Source organism: Duncaniella sp. B8 (genome assembly GCF_005304985.1).
Classification (GTDB): domain Bacteria; phylum Bacteroidota; class Bacteroidia; order Bacteroidales; family Muribaculaceae; genus Duncaniella; species Duncaniella muris.
This window is the reverse complement of record NZ_CP040121.1, coordinates 833,455-853,885: the sequence shown is the minus strand read 5'-3', so window position 1 is coordinate 853,885 and position 20,431 is coordinate 833,455. Positions and strand designations below refer to the sequence as shown.

The following is a 20,431-nucleotide window of genomic DNA, read 5'->3' as shown; positions in this document are numbered from 1 at the left end:
AGAAAAGTGTTAAATTTGTGGCATGAAAACCGCAGATGCAATATGGATGTGCCTGCCCGAGGGCATGGACGAACTATTTGAAATGGTGCGCTTCGAGCGCACGGAACAGTCCTATGACATATGGCTTGACGAAAAGAAGAAACTGTCTGATGAAGACTATCGTAATCCAAATATCGTAGCGCGAGGCTATACGGATTATGTAACAATACAGGACTATCCGATGCGTGGACGGCCTGTATTTCTTCACATGCGCAAGAACAAGTGGTGGGACAGGCAGACCAACGAAATCTTCAGCTACAATCTCGAACTTCCCAACGAGGAAGGAACACGACTCAGCGCCGAGTTCGTGGCTTTTTTAAAAGACGAAGGTGGAGACGACAGCCCTGTCGATTAAACAGATAGCGCAGATGTACTGCGTCAACGGCAAACATTTTGCCGACTTGTACCGCAATAAGATAAGCGGTTACGCCGACTGGTGCGAACAGGAGCTTGGCTGTGGGTTCTATTTCAACGCCGATAATATCGGCCCTTACATGAGTCTTGATGAGACGTGTCTGAGCAACGGGGAGGTATGGACGTTCCTGACCAACAAGGACGGCCACGGAGGCAAGGGAACACTTGCGGCAGCCATTCCCGGAACAAAGAGTGACGAAATTATATCCATACTCATCGGAGCTATGGAGAAATCAATCAGACGCAGGGTCAAGGAAGTGACCTGCGATCTCTCGCCATCAATGATGCTCATAGCCGCAGAAGTGTTCTATAACGCCCATGTAGTCAACGACCGTTTTCATGTCCAACAGGTCTATAATGAGGCCGTTGACGAAATCCGCATTGACATTCGCCGACAGCTCATCGCAGAGGAAAACAACCGCAACAAGTCCGAACCGCCGGTAACGTACTCCAACGGAGAGACCATGCGCCAGATACTGGCTCGCAGCAAACACACTCTGATGATGTCGCAGAACAAATGGACTGACATACAGCGCCATCGTGTCAACATACTGTTCAAATACTATCCAATATTGAAGGCTGCATACAGCCTTGCGATGGAGCTGCGCAAGATTTTCAACGCTAAAATCTCACCGACAAAAGCCATGGGGAGGATGAACAAGTGGTATGAAAAGGTAATGGCATTGGGTAACAACAACTTCCGCTCGGTAATCAAAACATTCAAGAACCACGCCCCAACAATCCTGAACTATTTCCGTCGTCGTGCGACCAATGCCTCTGCCGAGGCATTCAACTCTAAAGTCAAAATATTTCGCTCACAAATGCGTGGTGTCCGGGACCGCGACTTCTTCATCTTCCGATTAGTCAAACTCTACGCCTAAAAATTTAACACTTCTAATTGCCCAATTTAACATATGCACCGTGCTTTCGGCTTGAGCCCAAATAGGATTTAGAGGAAAGTTACAACAAATTTTTCGTAACTCGGTGATAATAGGGCAAGAAAAATCCGCACCTCCACGGTAGCTACCATATTTTTTTCTTTTCCTCAGCCACTGGCGTTTCTAACGACACAAAGGCTAAACTTATTTGGTTTGGTTCGGGCTTTATATATGCCCGGATAAACCTAAACCTATATGGGAATGGCTGGGCAAAAGAAAAAGCTCTACCATATTATTTTTTCCTCAGCCATAGTTTGAACACAGAATTTGAACACAAGGGCATGAACACGGCGGCTGTCAATGGCGGCTGAAATGAGTTGGCGCGGAGTTGTGTTCAGATTTGTGTTCAAGGCAAAAGAAAAAGCAGCTACGATTCGTTTCGTAACTGCTTGACTTTCAAGAGGTGGTCCCACTTGCACTGCGTTATTGCAGTTAAATGGGTGATATTCAGAATTGTATTTGATGAAATTTATAGAATGGACACGTCTTGAACACCTATCCGTTTCATCATTCTTCATTGCCTTGTTATGCGTTTTAGACCGCCTCTGCAGTCCGGATGTCTCCATAGAGTTCTTATAACTCCCTTCGACTTTACAAAATTAATGTATTAAGACAATCTGTGCAATAGTCATTATCTTAATAATCCCTAAAATGAACATTGCTTGGCTGCTATTTTGGCAAGATAATGGTTCGTCTCTGCAAAGGCTTGGGATTTTAGCTATAAAAAGCGAGGTCGTGCAGCAGAATGCACGACCTCTTTTTCCCCTTTTATAGTGTTGGCATTGAACCTTAGAGTCAATACCGGCACTTTTGATGTTGCAAAGGTACGAAAATTTCCTGACATACAGACTACGAAAAATCAGTTGATTACAAATCTGACGGAATTATTCGATTCTGAACTGCGAGAGGCGCGACTTTGCAGGCAATCGCAAGTGTGGCCTCGCAGGTATTGGGCAATGCCGTCAGCGGCGTTTGGAGCAAGTCCGACACTACCGCAGACCGCATTGCCAGAATTGAAGAGTCGGCTAAATACCGAGTGTCTGAAAAGACAAGAGCGGGTTGCTCCGCAGGCTTCGCTGTACCTGCTCTTGTCTTTTCAGCCACTCCGTGTTCTTACGCCGCCTCCGTCTTTCGTAGTTTGAGCCGTTACTCCACTCTCCGTTGGTCAGCAGTCCACGAGCCGAGACAGCGATTTGCCACCTTCCTGCGTTAATGAATAATGTTATTACCTACTAGGGAAGTGCCCGCTTGTTAATTTTCCTAGAAGTTTGCGCGTTTCGTTGCCGGTAAACTTTTCGATTTCTTCTCCCAACTTGAAAAACTCTGTCGCAAACCATTTTAACTTTTCATTTTGATCAAGCCGAAAGTTTCTCTTAGCTCGCTGAATCGCCGATTGAATTCTTGCTGGATCACATTCGTAATCAAATCCACCACCAATAAGACTGTCGATGTATCGTTTGATGTTTGGATCTTTAGGTACGGATGAGCTGTCCGGTATCTCACCATATAAATGATAATATAGCCACACCTCAAAACAGGGATTACTTTGAGCTACATTCCAAGCTTCATATGCTTTAACTTCATCGTAATCTTTTGGAATGTTATTATTATTAACGGAGCAAAAGTCCCTAAGTGGGGTTATCTTACCCTCCTGTTCCCACGTGTCGGTATCAATAACAAACCAGATTTGATCCTTTTGCATGTAATCCAATGTATGTACCCTATTTGTGCCAAAGAATTTTTCCTTAGCCAGTTCTCTCAATTTTAATGGATCAGTGCCTTTTTCGGACGGTATCACAATTAACTCAAGGTTCGATGATAAGCCAATAAAGAAATTTAGATACTTAATTTCGGAATCCGTCCCCTCACTAATGATGTAAATCTTGCTTGCATCCTTGGATGGCGCACGTTTGACATAATCCTTTCTTCTCTTAATCATATTACCATTTCAAATCAGACAAGTTAGACAAGAAAGGAATTCCACCATAGCGGCCATTCAGATAACCGTTCTCAATATTGGCTGTCTTATGGATATTGTAGTCACTTAGTGGATAGAGTTGGGTGGATTGGTCAACATCTTTTTGCGCGAACCAAATCTCATCAGGTCTAAATATTGACTGATCGAGTAGGCAACTTTCATGGGTTGTAAAAATCAATTGTCCTTTTGCCTCGTGACTTTCAGAGATTTTGCTGATTATACTTTTAATCAGTATTGGGTGTATGCTGCGCTCAATCTCGTCAACAATATACACCGCATCTCCTTTTAAAATGGAATATATTAAAGGCATATATTCTATAAGCCTTCTTGTTCCATCTGATTCATCTTCCAAATCCATTGGCACTTCATTACCATTCTTATCCATATGAAGCGCAACCAAAGATTTCAATATTATAGTGTCATTTTCAACTACAATGTTGCAGATTTCATTTGATAATGCAGATTTCTTATACATTTGAGGTACTCCAGGTTGATCCTTTGATGCATCAATCGCCATTCTTAGACCGGGATTTCCATCTATGTCATTTTCATCTATCACCTCTTTTTTTATATAGAGACGTGTGATGCCAGTCTTCAACTCGGGCAATATCTCATTAGCCATATCAGCGAAATCCTGATTAACATCAAATGTATGAACAAGAAAACCGAAACGTTTCCCTGGTAAGACAATCTGTAGTTTTCTAATCCATTCGTAAGCATCCTTGACAACAGGAAACTCTTCTGAATAATAATTTCCAAAAAAGGAGAGAACCAACATATCCGGTCGAATAATTCGACTCATAGCATCGGAGAACACTTTTATGAAAGCATTCTTGTCCTCCTTAGGTATATTCTCGACAGTGAGAATAACATCATTATTCTTTCTCCTATAGATGGGTATATCCTCTTTTCCTCCACTAAGAAAAAGCTCCTCTTCAATAACCTCTTTTCGATTAAATACTATGTGGTAGTAAAAAGTTTGATTATTCGTAAAAAATTCTATAGCTAGTTCCGAAGGCTTCAACATGTCATCCGGGTCAAACTTGAAATATAAATCATCTTTTAGATTTAAATCGCTTAGTTTATCGGAACTTGCCATCTCTTTGAGCAAATCGATACATTTTAGCAAATTACTCTTGCCTGCTCCATTGGCTCCATAGATAGCTGACATGCGAAGCGCATCCACACCATTGCAGTTTACCTTATGCCACTCATGGCTCTGGCTTCTACTAGATGTAAATGTATTAAATTCTATAGAGTCTTTAAAAGACATTATATTTTCAGCTGCAAATCTTAATAACATATCGAAAACGTTAAAAGCACACCGCAAAATTACGATTATTTTTCTAATAAACAAATTATAGAGGAGTAAAGTTGTTATATCCGTTAGAAATTAACACATAAATCGAAATTGATTTCTTAAATGTGCTTGGTATTTTAGGTCGCAAGCGAAGCATTCCCTGAATTGAAGAGTCGGCTAAACACCGAGTGTCTGATAGCCTGAGCGGGTTGCTTCGCTGTACCTGCTCTTGCTATTTCAGCCACTCCGTGTTCTTAAGTCGTCTCCATCTTTCGTAGTTGGAGCCGTTGCGCCACTCTCCGTTGGTCAGCAGTCCACGAGCCAAGACAGTGATATGCCGTCTTCCTGCGTCGTCGGCATATCACAGACTCGCCTTTTCGGGACCGGACAATTCTATTTATAGACATTTCAATACTACGAAATTTTCATAGTGATTATGTCGCCGTATGTTTTCACCGTGCCGGAGTCGTGGCTCCTGTTATTGTCTAATCAACAGCGATTTTAACTTGCTTGCCAATAGTTAACGTGTGGTGCCGGGGATATTCTTTTGCCTTTTGACTGAAAAATCTCCAGACTTCCCGATGGTCAGCTTGTATTTTTAAGCCAAAGGGCGAACATCCCCTCTGTCCACCACACGCCTTTGAGGTGTCAAGCAAGCGAAAACCGATGGTGATATACAAATAAAAAAAAGTCGCAACGATGAAAACAAACAGCCACATAAAAAGTCAAAGCGAAGCTCAAAGCCTCAGGTTCAACCAAATAAAAAGGGTTGCTAAGGTGGCGGCAATCATCATCGGAGCAATAATCGGAACTCTGGTGTGGGCGATGGTCAGACCTGTAATCCGAGGTGCGGGCTGGGTTATATCCCTCATAACCGCAATACTGATAATCTATTGGATATTCACACTTTAATACAATACTGATATGGCTACTATGAAATCAAACAACGCTGCAATCGCAGCAATGCAGCAGATGCTCCAAGAGCGTTGTATCGCAGAACCCACATTCGCTATCAAGATGGCGAACCCGTCCAAGAGTATGGAAGGCGCAGTAAACTATCTGTGCGGACAAATTCAGAAGAGCGGTCTGTGCTGTGTCGATGACGCTACCGTGATGAACATATTGGTTCATTACTTCGACGAGAATGAGATTGAGGAAGGCGGAAAAGTCAATTGTAATATTGTGGTATCAAAGCCGGAACTATCCGATGAGGACAAAGCCAAACTCAAAGAGCAGGCTATGGAGCAGTTCAAGGATGAGCAACTCCGAGAACTCCGCAGACAATCTCAACCTAAGACTCAACCCAAGGCGAACGCCACCGCTCCAAAAGCCGGAGCAGAGATTGACACTATCCCAAATCTGTTTGATGAACTCTAAACACCACAAGACTATGAGACCGAGAAATTTAAGAGAGAAGCATATAGTGGAACTGAGTGGGCGACTTCGCCCGCTCACCACTCCCCAAATGAATTGGGCACTCAACTCTACCATCAATCACTATGGCTATAGGTTGAAGAATGGAATGTGTACCTGTATGAAATGCGGTCACGAGTGGCTGGAAACCCGAAACGGAACGTGCCTATGCCCCGAATGTGGCACTCAGATAGAAATCAAGGACACCAAAGAGCGTGTTATCCGCGAAAAGTCCTATTTCAACATCATCACGACTATTGAGGACTATCAGGTAGTCAGAATGTTCCTGATGATAGTTGAAATGCGCAAGGGTATGAAGGCAAGTCCCGCCTATCTTGAAATCGGCAGTTATTGGATTGACCCCAAGGGTAATATTACAGTTGTAGGGTTGCAGAGGACTCTGGGACACTACATAGATAGTTTCGCCTTTGGGTCTCCATTGGAGATAAGGCGTGACAACGAAGCCTTCCAGCGCATATCCGATGAATGGGTTTACCCCCGCATCAAGGTGATTGACACCATCAAGCGTAACGGGTTCAAGAACTCTATCCACCATATCCACCCCGTAACCCTCTTCCAAGAGTTGCTGACCAACCCTAAGGCTGAGACACTGATGAAATCCAACGAGACAGAATTACTCCGATACCTTTGTCTGAGACCCACCAATAAGGCTGACATCGAGGACTATTGGAACACCATCAAGATAGCCAAACGCAACGGATACGAGTTCAAGGACGTTAGAATGTGGTTTGACTATATCAAGATGTTGGAGCGTATGGGCAAAGACCTCAATTCCCCCTCGCTGATAGCACCCCAAGACCTCAAAACCGCCCACGACATATATGTGGCAAAAGTCAACCGTCAGCGCATCAAGGAGCAAAGAGAAATAGAGCGTCAGCAAGCCATCAAGGACAAAACCAAGTTTGAGGAACTCAAATCCCGCTACTTCGGAATGGAAATGACTGACGGAGAGATTGAAATCCACTCAATCGACACCATCAACGATTACTATAAAATCGGAGATAAACAATCTATCTGTTGCGGTACTGCCAAATATTACCTTAAAGAGGATACATTGACCCTTACCGCCAGCATCGGAAACAAGCAGATAGCCACCATCGAAATTTCGCTTGACGACTACCACATAATCCAATGCCGAGCCTTCGCCAATGAAATATGTGAGTACACCCAGCAGATAGCAGGTATCATCAACGCCAACAAGAAGATGATAGCAGAAAGAAAAAGAGCATAGCCAATGCCATATCAGCGATGAAGGTGGCGGAGCATAAGACCTCCGTCACCTTCATTTTGCCAAAAATTTCGGCCGCCAAAAGGCGGCGACAAACCATGTTATTTTTTACTTCAAAATAAAATCATCTCGATAATATGCAATTTCTCTTAACCGATGAATAGCCGGATTATATTGATTCGGCTTAATAAATGAATATTTAGGCAACTCCTTAACAAATGACAAAGAAAGATTGCAAAACATCAGAATATGATATGATCCTATAATTGGATTACCGTCTTCTGACACCATTTCGGGATAACCTGCCACTTTGTCTGATAGCCGGTACTTCATGACACAATCACAAAAATTCCGAATTTGATACTCCGAATAAGTGCTTGGGCGGAAATAAACAACATTAGAAGCTTTTGCAACAATCAACTTATTTAACTCTTCAACGTCTTTCTCGGAAATTAAATCCACATACTTTTTTTCCCTATCACCAACTTTGTAACATTTAGAATCATAATACAAAACTGCGATAAAGGGCGATAAGGGTAAATATATCATTAACCCTCAACTCCCCAACGCATAAATTTGTTTCATTCGCTCCATAAACACATCATATATAACAGCCGGATTATCACTTGCTAAAAAGGACTTCTCTGTTTTATTTATGATGATTTTATAGTCTAAATCAATACATGTATTCACAAGCTGCGCTTGTGTCCCAAGTGCCATCATCCCGACAGAGTTGAAATTTAATTCAACACGGTCTATTATTTCATCAGTAATGTCAGCGACTTCCTCTTCTTTCCCATATTTTCTTTTTAATTCTATTATCTTTTTGAGAGTGTTGCGGACAAAAAGATTCGCTGATTCTTTTATAAGTTCGACTTGAAATATAGTTCGACCTGCTTGTAACATTGTAAATACATACAACGTATATTCTTCTTCTTTTGATATTCTTTCAAGTGGTGATTCTATAATTTTTTTGATAACGACATTTGCCATTCCCTCCATTAAACCAAGGGTCTTTTCAATTTTCATATTATCAGAATAGAAATAGTCTCCACTTGATTGATTCTTGATTGGAGCTTTAGGTATATATCTACTCTTCTCTAAAACATATGCTCCAATTGTTTTTCCATCGTTTGAAAAATTACGCTGATAAAATTGCGGAACATAATGCTGATTCTTAGTTTCACCTTTCTTTTGTTGTGTAGCCATAAATTGATGATATTTATGCCCTATATAAAGCAAAAAGTGTGCCATAAAAATATATAGCACACTTTTACAAAGTATTTATTTTATCTCAATGATTCGGTAAAAATTACAGAAGTAGTTGAAACTTAAGTTAATATAACGAATTATCAAATACAAATGAATCGCCAAATCGTTCATTATAAAAAAACTTAGCGTATGAACGTATTGGCGATTCTCAAAGACTTCACCTTTCGGTGTAAGTCGGTATTTGAAAATACTACAACCAAGATGAGCAAAAGGTTCCTCAACTGGCTGATTTTAACAATACGCACTGTAGCGTTGATTCCGGGCAAAGTCAATTTTACCCGGCTGTCGCGCTATGGCGGTCGTACAGCCAAGACCTTTGCCTCCAATTTCAAGACATCCGTAGACTGGATGAAAGTCAACATAGGTATGGCGCAGGATTGTTTTGGGCCGGCCCATGACATGGCAGTGGCAATCGATCCGTCGTTCATTTCAAAAGCAGGCAGACTGACGTATGGCATAGGCCGTTTCTGGTCAGGGGTGGCACAACGTGTCAAACGCGGTCTGGAGATAATGGCGATCGGGGCAATAAGTCTGAGTAAACATACATGCGTGATGCTGGGTGCTGTCCAGTCACCGAACTTCAAGACTCTTGAGTCCGAGAAGCACATGTCAATGCTTGACTGGTATGTGGCACTTGTCAGGTCAAAGGCGGCAGAGCTGCTCTCACTGACGGATATTCTGGTTGCCGATGCCTTTTTCTCCAAATATGAGTTTGTAAATGAAGTGATTGGCATGGGATTTCGATTTGTCGGGAGATTACGTGCCAACTCATATCTGAGGTATCTGGCCATACCGGATTCCTCCGCCCCGCGAAGACGCGGCAGAAAGAAAAAGTATGGAGAGAAAGTGGATTTCTCCAGCCTTGACATATCCGTGTTCACTTCATTCATATATGAGGATTCCAAAGGAAACAAAACCCGATGTCACACGGCGGTCGTACATTCGAGGGCATTGAAACGCGACATCCGTATCGTGGTCTGTCCGGTTGAAAACGCAGAGCCTCTTCTTTACTTCTCTACCGACACCAACATGAGGCCTGAAAAGATCATCGGTTTCTACCGCACCCGCTTTCAGATTGAGTTCGGTATACGCGATGCCAAGCAGTTTACCGGACTTCAGTCACAGCAGACCCGCGACAGGGAGCGGCTTGACTTTGCGTTCAATCTTTCCTTCACAGCCCTCAATGTCTGCAAAGAGGTCATAAGGAAGGATTATCCGGATCTTTCGGTAGCGCAGTTCAAACGGCTTATGTTTGAATCTTATCTCGCCTCAACAATTATTTCGACTTGCGGAAAATCTCCGCATCTAAAAATAATTCAGAAAATAAACCATCGGTTGGCTCAGTTAGCGGCTTAGCCAAGACTGAACGACCTCAAATTTTACCGAATCATTGTATTACAAAGGTATAGAAAAATTCCCGCTTTTGAAAATAAAAGTTCACCAATTTAAATTATGGTCTTTTAAACTATTGGGAAATTCGGATACGCCATATTTTCCAAAGAACGATAAATATCGTTGCCTTAGCTGATGTATATATGGTGCCATTAGTCTATAATGGGTCCGATTAGGCATTATAGTATCTTTATGAAATAATCTAAATCCTGTTTTGAAATTAATATATCCAGCCTTATTATTGTTCTCATCAAATGGGAAAGATGGTAAAATATGGCACGATAACACACCATTATGGAATATTCCACGATATTTGGGCTTATCTTTCTGTTTAATATCGGAATACCATCCACTTTCCTGTCCTTTGGTAAATGTTTTGTTTATATATTCTTTATACCCGGTATGACTTATGATAAGAAACGCTAATTCAGACAAATTTCCGATTTCACATTCGGGAGATATTAATATACCATAATAATCTTCTGCAAATTTGAAGATATCTCCAGTTGTTAAAGGTGTTTCTGGTAGAACCTTCAAATACATTATATGACGATACAATTGAGCTACTTTTTCGTTAGCACTACTTTCGCCACTTGCAACTAAAGCATCTATTTTAGCACGTAATATAGGATGCTGTATTAGATTTTCTGATAGCACATTTTGGAAAATGCTAATCACTTCAGACGCGCCATCAGAACCATCAGATTTTGCACTATCCCTAATATCCGTAATCCAATTATTTGTAGCTTGCTCGAAATCCACAAATAGCTCTTGAACAGCTTGATTAATAGTTTGGCTCCAAAGTTTCGGAATTTGCATATGACTATTTTGATCCTCTAAAGACTTGATTTCGTCCATTATGGACGAAAACTCTTTTTCTGGATTTAAATCATTGTTTTTTTCTCTATACCTTATTTTGTTCCCTAACCTTTTGTCTAATTCTGTTTTTGTTTCGTCTGACAAAGCATCTCTTGAGTAAATATACACAAGAGAATATATATTATTCTCCCTTAATATAGCCAATGGAGTCTCTTTCTTAGAAATGCCTTCTATCTCTTTTTCAAAAGTCCAATCTAATATTAAGCAACGAATTGTTGAAACGGATCTCAATACCCCTGAGAGATGTTCAAGTGTAGATATAGGAATTACCGTTAACTCGTCTTCGGAGTTAATGAATGTATTGAATAGATTATTCTCTGGTCTGCCTGATTTGAGAACATCATCATCAGCGAAAATTATAACTCCGTTCATTTTTGATTAACATTAGGGTTAAAAGTAATCTTAAAGTTTGCTCCTGGCAAAATTTTATATTTGTTATCTTCAATCAACTCAATTGTAGCGTCAATCCGTCCTAGTAGCTCTTGAACTATATAGAGTCCAAGGCCTCGACCATTCGATTTCATAGAAACGAATTCTTGAAATATCATAGAAGATATATCGTCTCGTACACCTGGACCATTATCGGCAATGATACAAGTATTATTAATTGAATTTATCTGGATATAGAGTTCCCTTTCAATATTTGTTGATGTGGATTTAATCCAATAAATAGCATTATCCACAAGATTTATAAGAACTTGTAAAATAAGTCCTGCATTAGTCCGAATAATTAAATCATCACCAGTTAGAATTATCTTGCAAGATATTTCATCATTGATTTCGGTCCGAAAATATCTAAATACCTTTTTGCAGGATTCGTATATAGATATATCCTTAATAGACTTCCTTTGTACCTTGAATAAGGGTTGGATCATTTGCATATCGTCATACACGATATCTATATTCTCCGTCATATCGTCGATAAAGGAAATTAGTTCCTCATCTTTCAAAATATGTTTCTTGGCTTTTTTGGAAACATTCTTCAGATTCATTTTCATTAGCGAGAGAAGTCTTAGCGAATCATGAGAAGAACGTTCTACTGCCATTCCTAATCCGGCTAAATCCTCAACAGTCTGCATACGATCTTGAATGACAGAAAAATGTCCTACATATGCATCAACAAACTTCTTGGCTTTTTCTAAGCTTTCTTTGTCATCAAGGGCCAAGAGTCTCTTTTCGAAGCTAATATATGCTTGTTGTAATTTATCTTTTGTTGATTTAAGACGGTTTGCTGTTTGTATATTCTTTTTTAATTTGTCGATTTTTATTTCTGCATTAAATATTTCTGTTACAGCAGTTACAAGACTAGTAAAAGCTTCAAAAGCACCATCAATGTCAATTAATCCTTGTCTATTGGTTGAGTCCTTTAATTTGGGGTTTCCTTCTTGAGTGATATATACAAATCCCGTTAAATCATTATAGCTGATAAATTGTCCCGCTTTTTTTGTGGCACGAAGTTTATCCAAGGAAAGCCAGTCAATTCCCTTTTCTCCATATGGGTAAACTCGAACACCATCTCTAAGGACATACACAAAATTCTCTTTGATAAACCGTTTTAAATCCTCGTTAAGGATTGTTTTATCCGGTTTATCTAAATCAAAGGCATAAAATGCAAAATCGAAGCCGCCACAATTCAATTTCTGTTCGCGTTTCAGAAATTCTGTGATAGCATAAGATGAATAATTGTGATGTGCGAGATGATTCCTATCGAGCAAATTTAATTCTCTATTAAATTCTCGATAAGGATTAGTAGATTTATATTGGAATGACAAAATTCCATCTTTTGAAACAGAGCCTGTTATTCGATATTGAGCTCTCTCAATCACATCGTTAAAAGACGTTCCTTCTTCTGCAACAAATGGTTTATTATTTACAGAAAGGAACACATCAAAGTCTTTTATTGGAATTATTCCAAACTGTCTTGCAGAATTATCTATTGGAGGAATCATCCGCTGAATGCTACGATAAAGCTCTTCAAAATCTTTGGTAGACCAGTTTTCTCTTAATAAGTATATTCGAAGGACTGTGCCAGTTCCAGAGGTAATAACTTCAGCGGGAGAATTTACGTACCAATCATTAGTGACATCCTGAAGAAGTTTGTATTCACCCTGCTGATTGAATAGATTGGATTGATCAGGATCATAGTCCGAAAAATTCATAAGAAGTTTGACTTCTTCTTGACCTTCAGTACGAGTATAGAGTTCTATTTTAGTTCCTAATTTATGGATTGCAAAACGACCAATACCCTTTTCTCCTTGGATGATGCGTCCCAACCTTGTGCGATTGTCTTTACGTTTAGTGGTCATCTTATTAGGAGTAGCAGGTCTTAGCCAAACATTTTTTATGGTATCCAAGGACATTCCTATTCCATCATCCTTAATTTCAACATATGCTAATTCATTTTGTGGTAAATCGTTTAGGCCAATATTTTGGATATTGTAAAAAGCTACTGATACAAGTTTTGCATCAGCGTCATAACAATTCTTAATTAGCTCAATAATTGCCACTTTCTTGTCAGTTATCAACTGATCCCCTAGCATTGTCATTAAACGAGCATAAGGTTCAAATGGGGCACTGTCGTGTTTAATTACAGCCATCGGATTATTTTTGTGCAAAAATTACAAACTCTTCTGAATAAATTTTTCGGCTACTTTCTGCAATACTGGCAAATTTACCATTTGCATCCCTATACGGAGTTAGTATTTTATTCGAAATCTTACGACGGTCAACTTCAATATTCTCAAAACCTTCAGAAATTAAACATTCAACCAAATGTTGAGCGTTGTTGATATGAATACCTTTATATTCCGTATTACCAATAACAAAAAGACATGCTCCATTTTGATTGAGCATCTTTGCAACTTTACTGATGGCCAACTGCATATCTACATAATATTGGGCTACAGATTTTGCTTTCCTGCGATCTACTTTGGCAAGAGAAGATACTATTTCACTTCCCGTTTTATTCAATTTATCTTGATTAAGTTGGAAGTCTTCTGAATGAAAAAGACTACCGATAGTTCCTTCTCTAAATGTTTTGAAATCATCAGTATATCCTAACCATAAAGTAGATAGTTGATGTAAGTCTGCGTATTCATATGAAGTAACATATGGAGGACTTGTTACAACTAAATCAATAAACGGTTCGTCAAATTGTTGCTCTAAAAAGTTGGCTGTATTTATATGTGCGACACCTCTAATCCCTTCTATTTCCTTATTAGCTTTTCTCATCATATTTATTTGAAAAGCGAAGGCTTCTAGTGGGCTTTTAGGAGCTTTGTTCGGATCAACTTGTGGTTTTATTGATTTTGTAAGCCACTTAGAGCAAGGTTTGAGGATATTTGAAAACGCACAAAGGAAAAAATTAAGATATTTCTGATTATCGACAGATGTATAAATCGCCGTTCTCAAGCGGAGTAAAAGGTCTATTTGAGTTTTACTAAACCAATAATTTATCCGTTCGTTTTTATAAACAGAATTTTGTTCATCTATTTGGCATACCTCAAAAGCCTCCAAAATAGATTTGTAGTATGCTTCTATTCTACAATCATCATATGAACAACTTTTTGTGGATGCAATTAAAGTCGCTACGGGGTTAATGTCATACCCCCAAAAGTTGCGACCAGCGCATACGCTTTCAAATGCGACAGTTCCACATCCACAAAAAATATCAGCGATATTATTCACCGTAATGCCATTCTGAGATGCTTTTTCAATTGCTTTTGTGGTAATGAACGCAGGAAATTTTGCTGGATAAGCGTGTATGCTATGCATACGATTTTCTCGCTTTTCCGGCAAATTCCACTCAGGCTGAATCGCGATGGAGTCGAAGTCTAGAGTATTGAAATTATGTATATTAACATTCATTTTAAATCAATCATTTGGTATAAATGTTGCCATGTATAGCTACACCACACCAAACTAAGTGCAAATTTACGTTTTTTCCCCCAATGTTCCAAATGGAATATTGGTTATGGCAATATATGATCATTTACATTGTCCTATCATGACATAGCACACGATTGATTTGTCTGATTCATTAGAGCACAGCTTCGCTTTGGCACATTTCTTTAGTAGGAATTTATTTCAGCCCATACTTTTTCCTCTTTGCCCATAAGGCTTTTTCGCAGATGCCGAGCAATTTAGCAGCATGTGCCATATTACCTCCGGTATGGGCTATCGCGGCAGTGATTTTTGCTTTCTCGAAGCTGCTGTCATCCAACCGAAAATTCATGTGGACACTACTTGCCGGTGTGTCAAGTTCAAGATTATCTTTTGAGATGACATCGCCACGGGATTTCAGTACAGCGACGCGTACAACGTGTCTAAGTTCACGGATATTGCCGGGCCATAAATGGAATCGCATCGCTTTTTGTGCGGAGTTATCAAACCGCTTTACGTTTTTGCCGAATTCGTTATTGTAATGCCGTAAGTAGAAATCGGCAAGCAACGGTATGTCATCCTGACATTCGCGCAAAGGCGGAAGCGTTATTGTAAATTCCTTGATTTTGTAAAACAACGCTGAGAGAAAACTTTCTTCTGCCACCAATTCTGTAATATTCGGTGTGGCAGTAGCGATAATTCGCGTATCTTGTTTGCTGTTCGCGAGTACATGAAGAATTATAGACTGCATATCCGGCGAAAGCAACTGGACATTATCGAGTATTACCGTGCCACCTTGCACCTTATGAAACTGTGAAGCCACGACATCCAGTAGCGACATAGGTTGTTTGGAATTATGGTTCAACGCAAGATAGTGGAGTGTTCCGCAGTCAAGCAATACGCATGGTTTGTCGCTTTTTGTGCTGAGATCATATATCTCCTGTGCCAAAGGTTCTTTCCCCACACCGCTTTCACCTATAATCAATACATTCAGGTTTGTAGGTGCTACTCTATGAGCAGAACTGTACGCACGCAGACATCCGTCGCTTTTGCGGGAAAACAGCAAAGGAAAATTGCTGACGTCGTTCTTCACAAACAACGCCTTTATCTTCGGCAGGAGCAGCTCACCGATAAGACGCTTGTTTACATAATCTTTTGCCCCGGCTCGAAACGATGCCACAGCATCTGCGACCGTTTCGACATCAGTTACTACAAAAACACTGCATCGGATATTCTTTTTGTCAAGCCATTCCATCAACTCAACGGCATCGCCGTCAGGCAGTTTGACGTCGCAAATTACAATATCGCCTTTATTGAATTTTGTCAGATCCTCTTTAGCCATGCCAATTCGCAAAGCCTGATAAATCTCTGCGCGTAATCCGGATAAATGCCGTTTTATCTCATTGGAGTCAGATACGTTGTCGTCAATTATAAGTATTTGTCGAGCCATTATTCAGTATGAGACGTATGCTTGCGTTTTCGGACAATAGACCATACATTTTAAACAAGCGGTGCAGTTATAAACATTTATTATTTCATCTCTTGAGATATTAATATTCCAGCTAATTCCTCTCAAAATTTTTTTAGGGCATACATTTCTACATATATTACAGTTGTAGCATTTTGGTGATTGAATTTTGTGTTCTTTTACTAAAAGCGGAGCGTTTGTTAAAACAGTTCCAAGACACTGCGCTGCTCCATATTTTGTTGTGATAAAAAGATTGCTTTTACCAATATACCCAAGACCGCTAAGCACGGCAATCGTTTTATGTGGAAGAATTGAGCTTTTTGTCTCGAAGTCAAAAGCATTCTCGGTGATTAATCCTCCATCCGATTGAGATAGAGCTTTAAATCCCTTTTTAATAAGTCGATTTGCTAATTTATCAGCAATTAATCCGATAAGTTCCTCTGTTTGGGCGTATTCATCAGTAGCAGAATGTATATAATGGGGATTTTCATATACACCTTTGATAAATTGCGGATTTATAGCGATTCCCATCAGTATCGCGTATGGGAGCCCTCTATTCTGTTGCTTATTAAGTATCGAAATATTTACAAAGTGAACAAAATCAACATTTTCACTCCTTAAAAATTGTTCTATTTCTAAGTTTAAGGTCTTCATTTTTTCTTCCTCATGACTGGAACATAAATATCCGTTCTCAATTCTGAAACAGAAGTCTTCTCTGGAGTATTGAGATAAGTTTCAAATGTATAAGGCTCTCTTAAAGTATATCCACTTGTTGGTAACCAATCAATATATATGTAACGATACACCCTATTAAGTTCATGATATAACCCTTTGAAGTGGAATATTGCATATTCTCCAGCATCTATTTCATAAGTAAAGAAGCCTTTGGGAACACTAAATGACGTCGGAATAGTTATTCCCACCAAGAATCTGGCTTTTTCTTCTGATGAAATCAACGGACAGTCAAGTGTCAAACTTATGAATCTACCGCCGTTTGATTGCAGATTATAACTTTTTGAAAGAGATAAAACTTGTTCCCATAATACTGTAAAGTCATGAGTTATATGTTCTGTCCATTCCAGTTTAAGATATGCAATACGTACTAAAGGGATGCGTTTAATTAAGGGTGTAATATACACCGGGTTCATCCCATCCGGGCTTGCATTTGAGTGTAGTCTGCGAAATTCGGGTATTGTACACCCAAAATAACTTTTGAATGCTCTTGAAAGGGTATGCTTATTCTGATAGTTTGTTCGGTATACCAACTCCGTAACGCTTATATCAGTTGAGATTAATTTAAAAGCGATATATTCCAGCCTTAACCGTTGAATATAAAGGCCGATATTTTCACCACATACCGCTTTGAAAACACGACGGAAATGATATTTAGATATACCTACCATTTGCGAAATAGAGTCAAGAATAAGCTCATCAAATAAATGTCGGTTAATGTATTCCTGTACCCTCATAATCAATTCATATAGGACATGTGCAGTATTGATTTTTTGCTTCCATCGCTTGATTCGGGGAAGGCGATTGGACATTACTTCTCTAATTTCAGCTGATGTATAGGAGATACCTGCTTCTTTATAATATTCTTCAGGGAAAAGCCCCCAAAGATAAATCAGATAGTCCATTGAGAAATCGTACCCTTTGACACCATGTTTCAGGCAATAGTCACAATATTCCACATTCGTACCTCCCCCAAGATTGTCATAATCAATATCTAAGGGTATCCCACACGTTTGGCAGTATTTAGTTTTTTTATCTTTTGTCATTGTCGGTTATTATAGAGAGCAAAGTTATTCAATCTGCAACTAAAAAAGTTACCCTAAATAGCTATCTTTGAAACACACACGATATTTGCAATAAACCATTTAATTGAACCCTTATTCCAGCATAATACTTTTTGTTCGTATTTGAGCGTAAAGTTACATACTATGTTCCAAACGATGTGATTGGCCGTAATTGGTCTTGAACATCTGCATTGCCTCGGAGTTTGTCAGCGACGGGTGACGCTTACGGAAGCGTCGGAACTCCTGCCGGAACTGTTCCGACAGGTCGCCGTAAAATGCCGCATATTCTGGGTCGGCTCCGGGTGATAAAGGCAATCCACATCCACGGTCGGAGAACATATCGGGATTGAACCGCGACACTTGCGGCTGCTTTGTCTCGTAGTCAAACCAGATGTATGCGTCGTTTACGCGGATTGTCCTTCCCTTGATGTAATCTTGCTGCTGTTCGGGAGTGATTTGAATTCCTCCGAATTCTGTTGGGGCAATCGGACTACCGTCAATATGAACCCATCTATTGGCTGGGTCGGGTGTGTTAGCCATTTTATGCTGTTCTGCTTGCTCACTGCGGAATTTGAACTTGCGAACCAATGCCGCCGGAGTGAAACTCTTTCCGATTTTTGAGGCGACGAAAGAATGACGACCTTTCTTATAGATGATGGTCTTCAGTTTTCTTTCATCGCCCTCTCCGCTGAAAAGAGCGTTAGCGATGATGCCACGTCGAGCAAGGGCATTTCTGAACATAGGCCAGTCGGTGATAGTAACATCACGCAACACTTCGGTAGCAGCTTGGATAATCTCCACGCGGCTGCGTTCTGACCCCCGAAGTTTTGAGGTGTCAAGATTAAGACTGTCTGTTCCCATAGTCAGATTATGCTGCTTGGTGATATCGGCGCAGACCGCTTTGTTGCGATATAGGTTGGTGACAGGTTTGATGATTTTGCCGTTGTAGTTGACACGACTGAACATGATATGACAGTGTGGGTGTTCCTTATCCGTATGCCTGACGATGATATACGGCGTGTCAGTTATATCCATCTTCTCCATATATTCATGCGCAATTCTTAGCATGAAATCATCGGTCATACGGCCGCTGTCATTCGGAGAAAAGCCGAGTGAAATGTGTCCGCACGGGTCTTTGATTTTTGACCTTGTAAGGGTCGGTCTTTCCACGTCCGATGCTGCCATATTCCGCCAGCCGTCTTCGCCGATGTTAAGTCTTACACCGTCGCTGTCGATAATATTCCATACTCGTTTTTCCAGCGGTTGCCTGTCCTGTTTCACGCGGGTAAGGTAATCCAGACAATCGCCAAAAGAATTGCCGTGACTTATTTTGCCAATCATATTTCAGAGCTTTTTTCGTTGAACAGGCTGATTGCTGCATCCAATTTCCGGATTAGAGCCGACGCCTCATTTGCTACGCTCCAGCATCGTCCGGCATTACAAGCTCTGGCAATCTGGTTGAGATTGTTTCTTTCGCGAATAAGCTCGTTGAGAGTGGCCATCTGTTCACTGGAAACACGCTCGATGATTGCTGTATTCAGTATGCAGTCGCGTCCGAATGTGGAGAAGCTGGTATAACCGGCTTTCCTCATTCGTTCTCGCACGGCAGTGAGGTCGTTGCAGGAGAACTTAATACTCCTTACTATATTGCGGATATCCAAGATGTCCGTCTTATTGTATCCCGATAGCGGGAGTGAATTGAGTTGCTTTCGCATAAATGATTGTTATGATTAAGTGGATAAAGTGGTTGTAGTGATGATGGAGGGGAATTGCGAGGTACTCGATTGGCTCAGGTATTACCTTAGCCTAAACTCGCTCCCCCTCCATTATCATTACGGTGGTTGCCGCCCTTTGGCGGCAAATCCTGCGGTTCGCAATGCTGAAACAGTCTAACCAATCAAAGTCAGATACTTCAGATACTATGGTAGGCATCTGTTTCGGCACACGATTGTTGCCAGAGATAGCGTTCCTCCTCCTTTGCCCGGAAGGCTGGAACAAATCTGATTGGATAACTAAATGTGTCGCTCATTTTTAATCTCTGTTTTAATAGTGGAAGCCAAGTAGTTAGCTATGGCTCTATAGCCCTGAGGTTATGAGGTCATGAAGCCTTGAACTATAGATAAATAGATTTGTCAATCAAACAATATAGAATATTGTAGGTAAATCAATCTTTAAGACAATATCATTATCGTTCATTAAGCAGTTCCATTTCCATATCTATAAGTTGAACTGTAAGGAAGGATACAAATCTGTCTATGAATAGATGTGCCTTTCAATAATATTCGTGTTCTCGAGACTGACTGAAAATCATACTTGCAGTTCAATGGTTGTTCCGGGATATCAACAGTGGTTTGAACTCCTTGAAGGCAGGCAAGATTGTCAATCCTTACTTAAATATACAAATAATAATC

At 40.3% G+C, this 20,431-nt stretch carries 17 protein-coding genes and 1 pseudogene; 7 read left to right on the top strand and 11 right to left on the bottom strand.

What is annotated here, in order from left to right:
* Positions 1-22: 22 nt before the first annotated feature.
* From FDZ78_RS04025 to FDZ78_RS04015, 3 genes are all read left to right on the top strand, one after another.
* Positions 23-394, top strand: a complete 372-nt coding sequence (locus tag FDZ78_RS04025; RefSeq protein WP_107037111.1) for a transposase family protein — start codon at positions 23-25, stop codon at positions 392-394.
* Positions 369-1,334, top strand: coding sequence for a transposase (locus tag FDZ78_RS04020; RefSeq protein ID WP_240740261.1), 966 nt, complete (start codon positions 369-371; stop codon positions 1,332-1,334). Before FDZ78_RS04025 ends, FDZ78_RS04020 begins: the two co-directional genes overlap by 26 nt.
* A 973-nt stretch (positions 1,335-2,307) precedes the next feature.
* Positions 2,308-2,604: a hypothetical protein gene (locus tag FDZ78_RS04015; protein ID WP_136408050.1), complete on the top strand. Its 297-nt coding sequence runs from the start codon at positions 2,308-2,310 to the stop codon at positions 2,602-2,604.
* A 12-nt stretch (positions 2,605-2,616) separates the two neighbouring features.
* Here the strand turns inward: FDZ78_RS04015 and FDZ78_RS04010 are convergent, their stop codons facing one another.
* Positions 2,617-3,330, bottom strand: a complete 714-nt coding sequence (locus FDZ78_RS04010) for an RloB family protein (protein WP_136408049.1) — start codon at positions 3,328-3,330, stop codon at positions 2,617-2,619.
* Position 3,331: 1 nt separating this feature from the next.
* A complete protein-coding gene (locus FDZ78_RS04005; protein ID WP_136408048.1) occupies positions 3,332-4,672 on the bottom strand; it encodes an ATP/GTP-binding protein in 1,341 nt (446 codons plus the stop codon).
* A gap of 696 nt (positions 4,673-5,368) precedes the next feature.
* Here FDZ78_RS04005 and FDZ78_RS04000 point away from each other — a divergent pair.
* The 3 genes from FDZ78_RS04000 to FDZ78_RS03990 are packed head-to-tail and all read left to right on the top strand — an operon-like array spanning position 5,369 to position 7,334.
* Positions 5,369-5,581 carry a hypothetical protein gene (locus FDZ78_RS04000; RefSeq protein WP_136408047.1) on the top strand — a complete coding sequence of 71 codons (213 nt, stop codon included), beginning with the start codon at positions 5,369-5,371 and terminating at the stop codon, positions 5,579-5,581.
* Between the two features lie 21 nt (positions 5,582-5,602).
* Positions 5,603-6,046, top strand: coding sequence for a Cas9 inhibitor AcrIIA9 family protein (locus tag FDZ78_RS03995; protein ID WP_168181926.1), 444 nt, complete (start codon positions 5,603-5,605; stop codon positions 6,044-6,046).
* 13 nt (positions 6,047-6,059) lie between these two features.
* Positions 6,060-7,334, top strand: coding sequence for a PcfJ domain-containing protein (locus tag FDZ78_RS03990; RefSeq protein WP_168190004.1), 1,275 nt, complete (start codon positions 6,060-6,062; stop codon positions 7,332-7,334).
* A 105-nt stretch (positions 7,335-7,439) separates the two neighbouring features.
* On the opposite strand, the pseudogene FDZ78_RS14940 reads toward FDZ78_RS03990, so the two are convergent.
* Positions 7,440-8,540, bottom strand: a pseudogene (locus tag FDZ78_RS14940) (DUF4238 domain-containing protein).
* A 192-nt stretch (positions 8,541-8,732) separates the two neighbouring features.
* Between FDZ78_RS14940 and FDZ78_RS03980 the strand changes: the two are divergent.
* On the top strand, positions 8,733-9,959 hold the full coding sequence (locus tag FDZ78_RS03980) for a transposase (RefSeq protein ID WP_136408044.1): 1,227 nt from the start codon (positions 8,733-8,735) through the stop codon (positions 9,957-9,959).
* An 81-nt stretch (positions 9,960-10,040) separates the two neighbouring features.
* On the opposite strand, the gene FDZ78_RS03975 is transcribed toward FDZ78_RS03980, so the two are convergent.
* From FDZ78_RS03975 to mobC, 8 genes are all read right to left on the bottom strand, one after another.
* Positions 10,041-11,246, bottom strand: a complete 1,206-nt coding sequence (locus tag FDZ78_RS03975; protein WP_136408043.1) for a hypothetical protein — start codon at positions 11,244-11,246, stop codon at positions 10,041-10,043.
* Positions 11,243-13,471, bottom strand: a complete 2,229-nt coding sequence (locus tag FDZ78_RS03970; protein WP_136408042.1) for an ATP-binding protein — start codon at positions 13,469-13,471, stop codon at positions 11,243-11,245. Before FDZ78_RS03970 ends, FDZ78_RS03975 begins: the two co-directional genes overlap by 4 nt.
* 4 nt (positions 13,472-13,475) lie before the next feature.
* Positions 13,476-14,741, bottom strand: coding sequence for a DNA methyltransferase (locus FDZ78_RS03965; protein WP_123475616.1), 1,266 nt, complete (start codon positions 14,739-14,741; stop codon positions 13,476-13,478).
* Between the two features lie 214 nt (positions 14,742-14,955).
* Positions 14,956-16,206 (bottom strand): sigma-54 dependent transcriptional regulator, encoded by a 1,251-nt coding sequence (locus tag FDZ78_RS03960; protein WP_136408041.1) that lies wholly within the window; start codon positions 16,204-16,206, stop codon positions 14,956-14,958.
* Positions 16,207-16,209: 3 nt separating this feature from the next.
* Entirely contained in the window at positions 16,210-16,878 is a 669-nt protein-coding gene (locus tag FDZ78_RS03955) for a 4Fe-4S dicluster domain-containing protein (RefSeq protein WP_136408040.1), read from the bottom strand.
* The gene (locus FDZ78_RS03950) at positions 16,875-18,002 is read right to left on the bottom strand and encodes a GyrI-like domain-containing protein (protein WP_136408039.1); all 1,128 of its coding nucleotides are present in this window, start codon (positions 18,000-18,002) and stop codon (positions 16,875-16,877) included. Before FDZ78_RS03950 ends, FDZ78_RS03955 begins: the two co-directional genes overlap by 4 nt.
* A 153-nt stretch (positions 18,003-18,155) precedes the next feature.
* On the bottom strand, positions 18,156-19,361 hold the full coding sequence (locus FDZ78_RS03945) for a relaxase/mobilization nuclease domain-containing protein (RefSeq protein ID WP_136408038.1): 1,206 nt from the start codon (positions 19,359-19,361) through the stop codon (positions 18,156-18,158).
* Positions 19,358-19,681: a plasmid mobilization relaxosome protein MobC gene (gene mobC, locus FDZ78_RS03940; RefSeq protein WP_160680989.1), complete on the bottom strand. Its 324-nt coding sequence runs from the start codon at positions 19,679-19,681 to the stop codon at positions 19,358-19,360. The genes FDZ78_RS03945 and mobC overlap by 4 nt, the downstream gene beginning before the upstream one ends.
* Positions 19,682-20,431 lie beyond the last annotated feature (750 nt).

Excerpts from the sequence above, each read along its gene's own strand:
- FDZ78_RS04025 (WP_107037111.1), top strand. The coding sequence starts at position 23 with ATGAAAACCGCAGATGCAATATGGATGTGCCTGCCCGAGGGCATGGAC.
- FDZ78_RS04010 (WP_136408049.1), bottom strand. The coding sequence starts at position 3,330 with ATGATTAAGAGAAGAAAGGATTATGTCAAACGTGCGCCATCCAAGGAT.
- FDZ78_RS04005 (WP_136408048.1), bottom strand. The coding sequence starts at position 4,672 with ATGTTATTAAGATTTGCAGCTGAAAATATAATGTCTTTTAAAGACTCT.
- FDZ78_RS04000 (WP_136408047.1), top strand. The coding sequence starts at position 5,369 with ATGAAAACAAACAGCCACATAAAAAGTCAAAGCGAAGCTCAAAGCCTC.
- FDZ78_RS03995 (WP_168181926.1), top strand. The coding sequence starts at position 5,603 with ATGAAATCAAACAACGCTGCAATCGCAGCAATGCAGCAGATGCTCCAA.
- FDZ78_RS03990 (WP_168190004.1), top strand. The coding sequence starts at position 6,060 with ATGAGACCGAGAAATTTAAGAGAGAAGCATATAGTGGAACTGAGTGGG.
- FDZ78_RS03980 (WP_136408044.1), top strand. The coding sequence starts at position 8,733 with ATGAACGTATTGGCGATTCTCAAAGACTTCACCTTTCGGTGTAAGTCG.
- FDZ78_RS03975 (WP_136408043.1), bottom strand. The coding sequence starts at position 11,246 with ATGAACGGAGTTATAATTTTCGCTGATGATGATGTTCTCAAATCAGGC.
- FDZ78_RS03970 (WP_136408042.1), bottom strand. The coding sequence starts at position 13,471 with ATGGCTGTAATTAAACACGACAGTGCCCCATTTGAACCTTATGCTCGT.
- FDZ78_RS03965 (WP_123475616.1), bottom strand. The coding sequence starts at position 14,741 with ATGAATGTTAATATACATAATTTCAATACTCTAGACTTCGACTCCATC.
- FDZ78_RS03960 (WP_136408041.1), bottom strand. The coding sequence starts at position 16,206 with ATGGCTCGACAAATACTTATAATTGACGACAACGTATCTGACTCCAAT.
- FDZ78_RS03955 (WP_136408040.1), bottom strand. The coding sequence starts at position 16,878 with ATGAAGACCTTAAACTTAGAAATAGAACAATTTTTAAGGAGTGAAAAT.
- FDZ78_RS03950 (WP_136408039.1), bottom strand. The coding sequence starts at position 18,002 with ATGACAAAAGATAAAAAAACTAAATACTGCCAAACGTGTGGGATACCC.
- FDZ78_RS03945 (WP_136408038.1), bottom strand. The coding sequence starts at position 19,361 with ATGATTGGCAAAATAAGTCACGGCAATTCTTTTGGCGATTGTCTGGAT.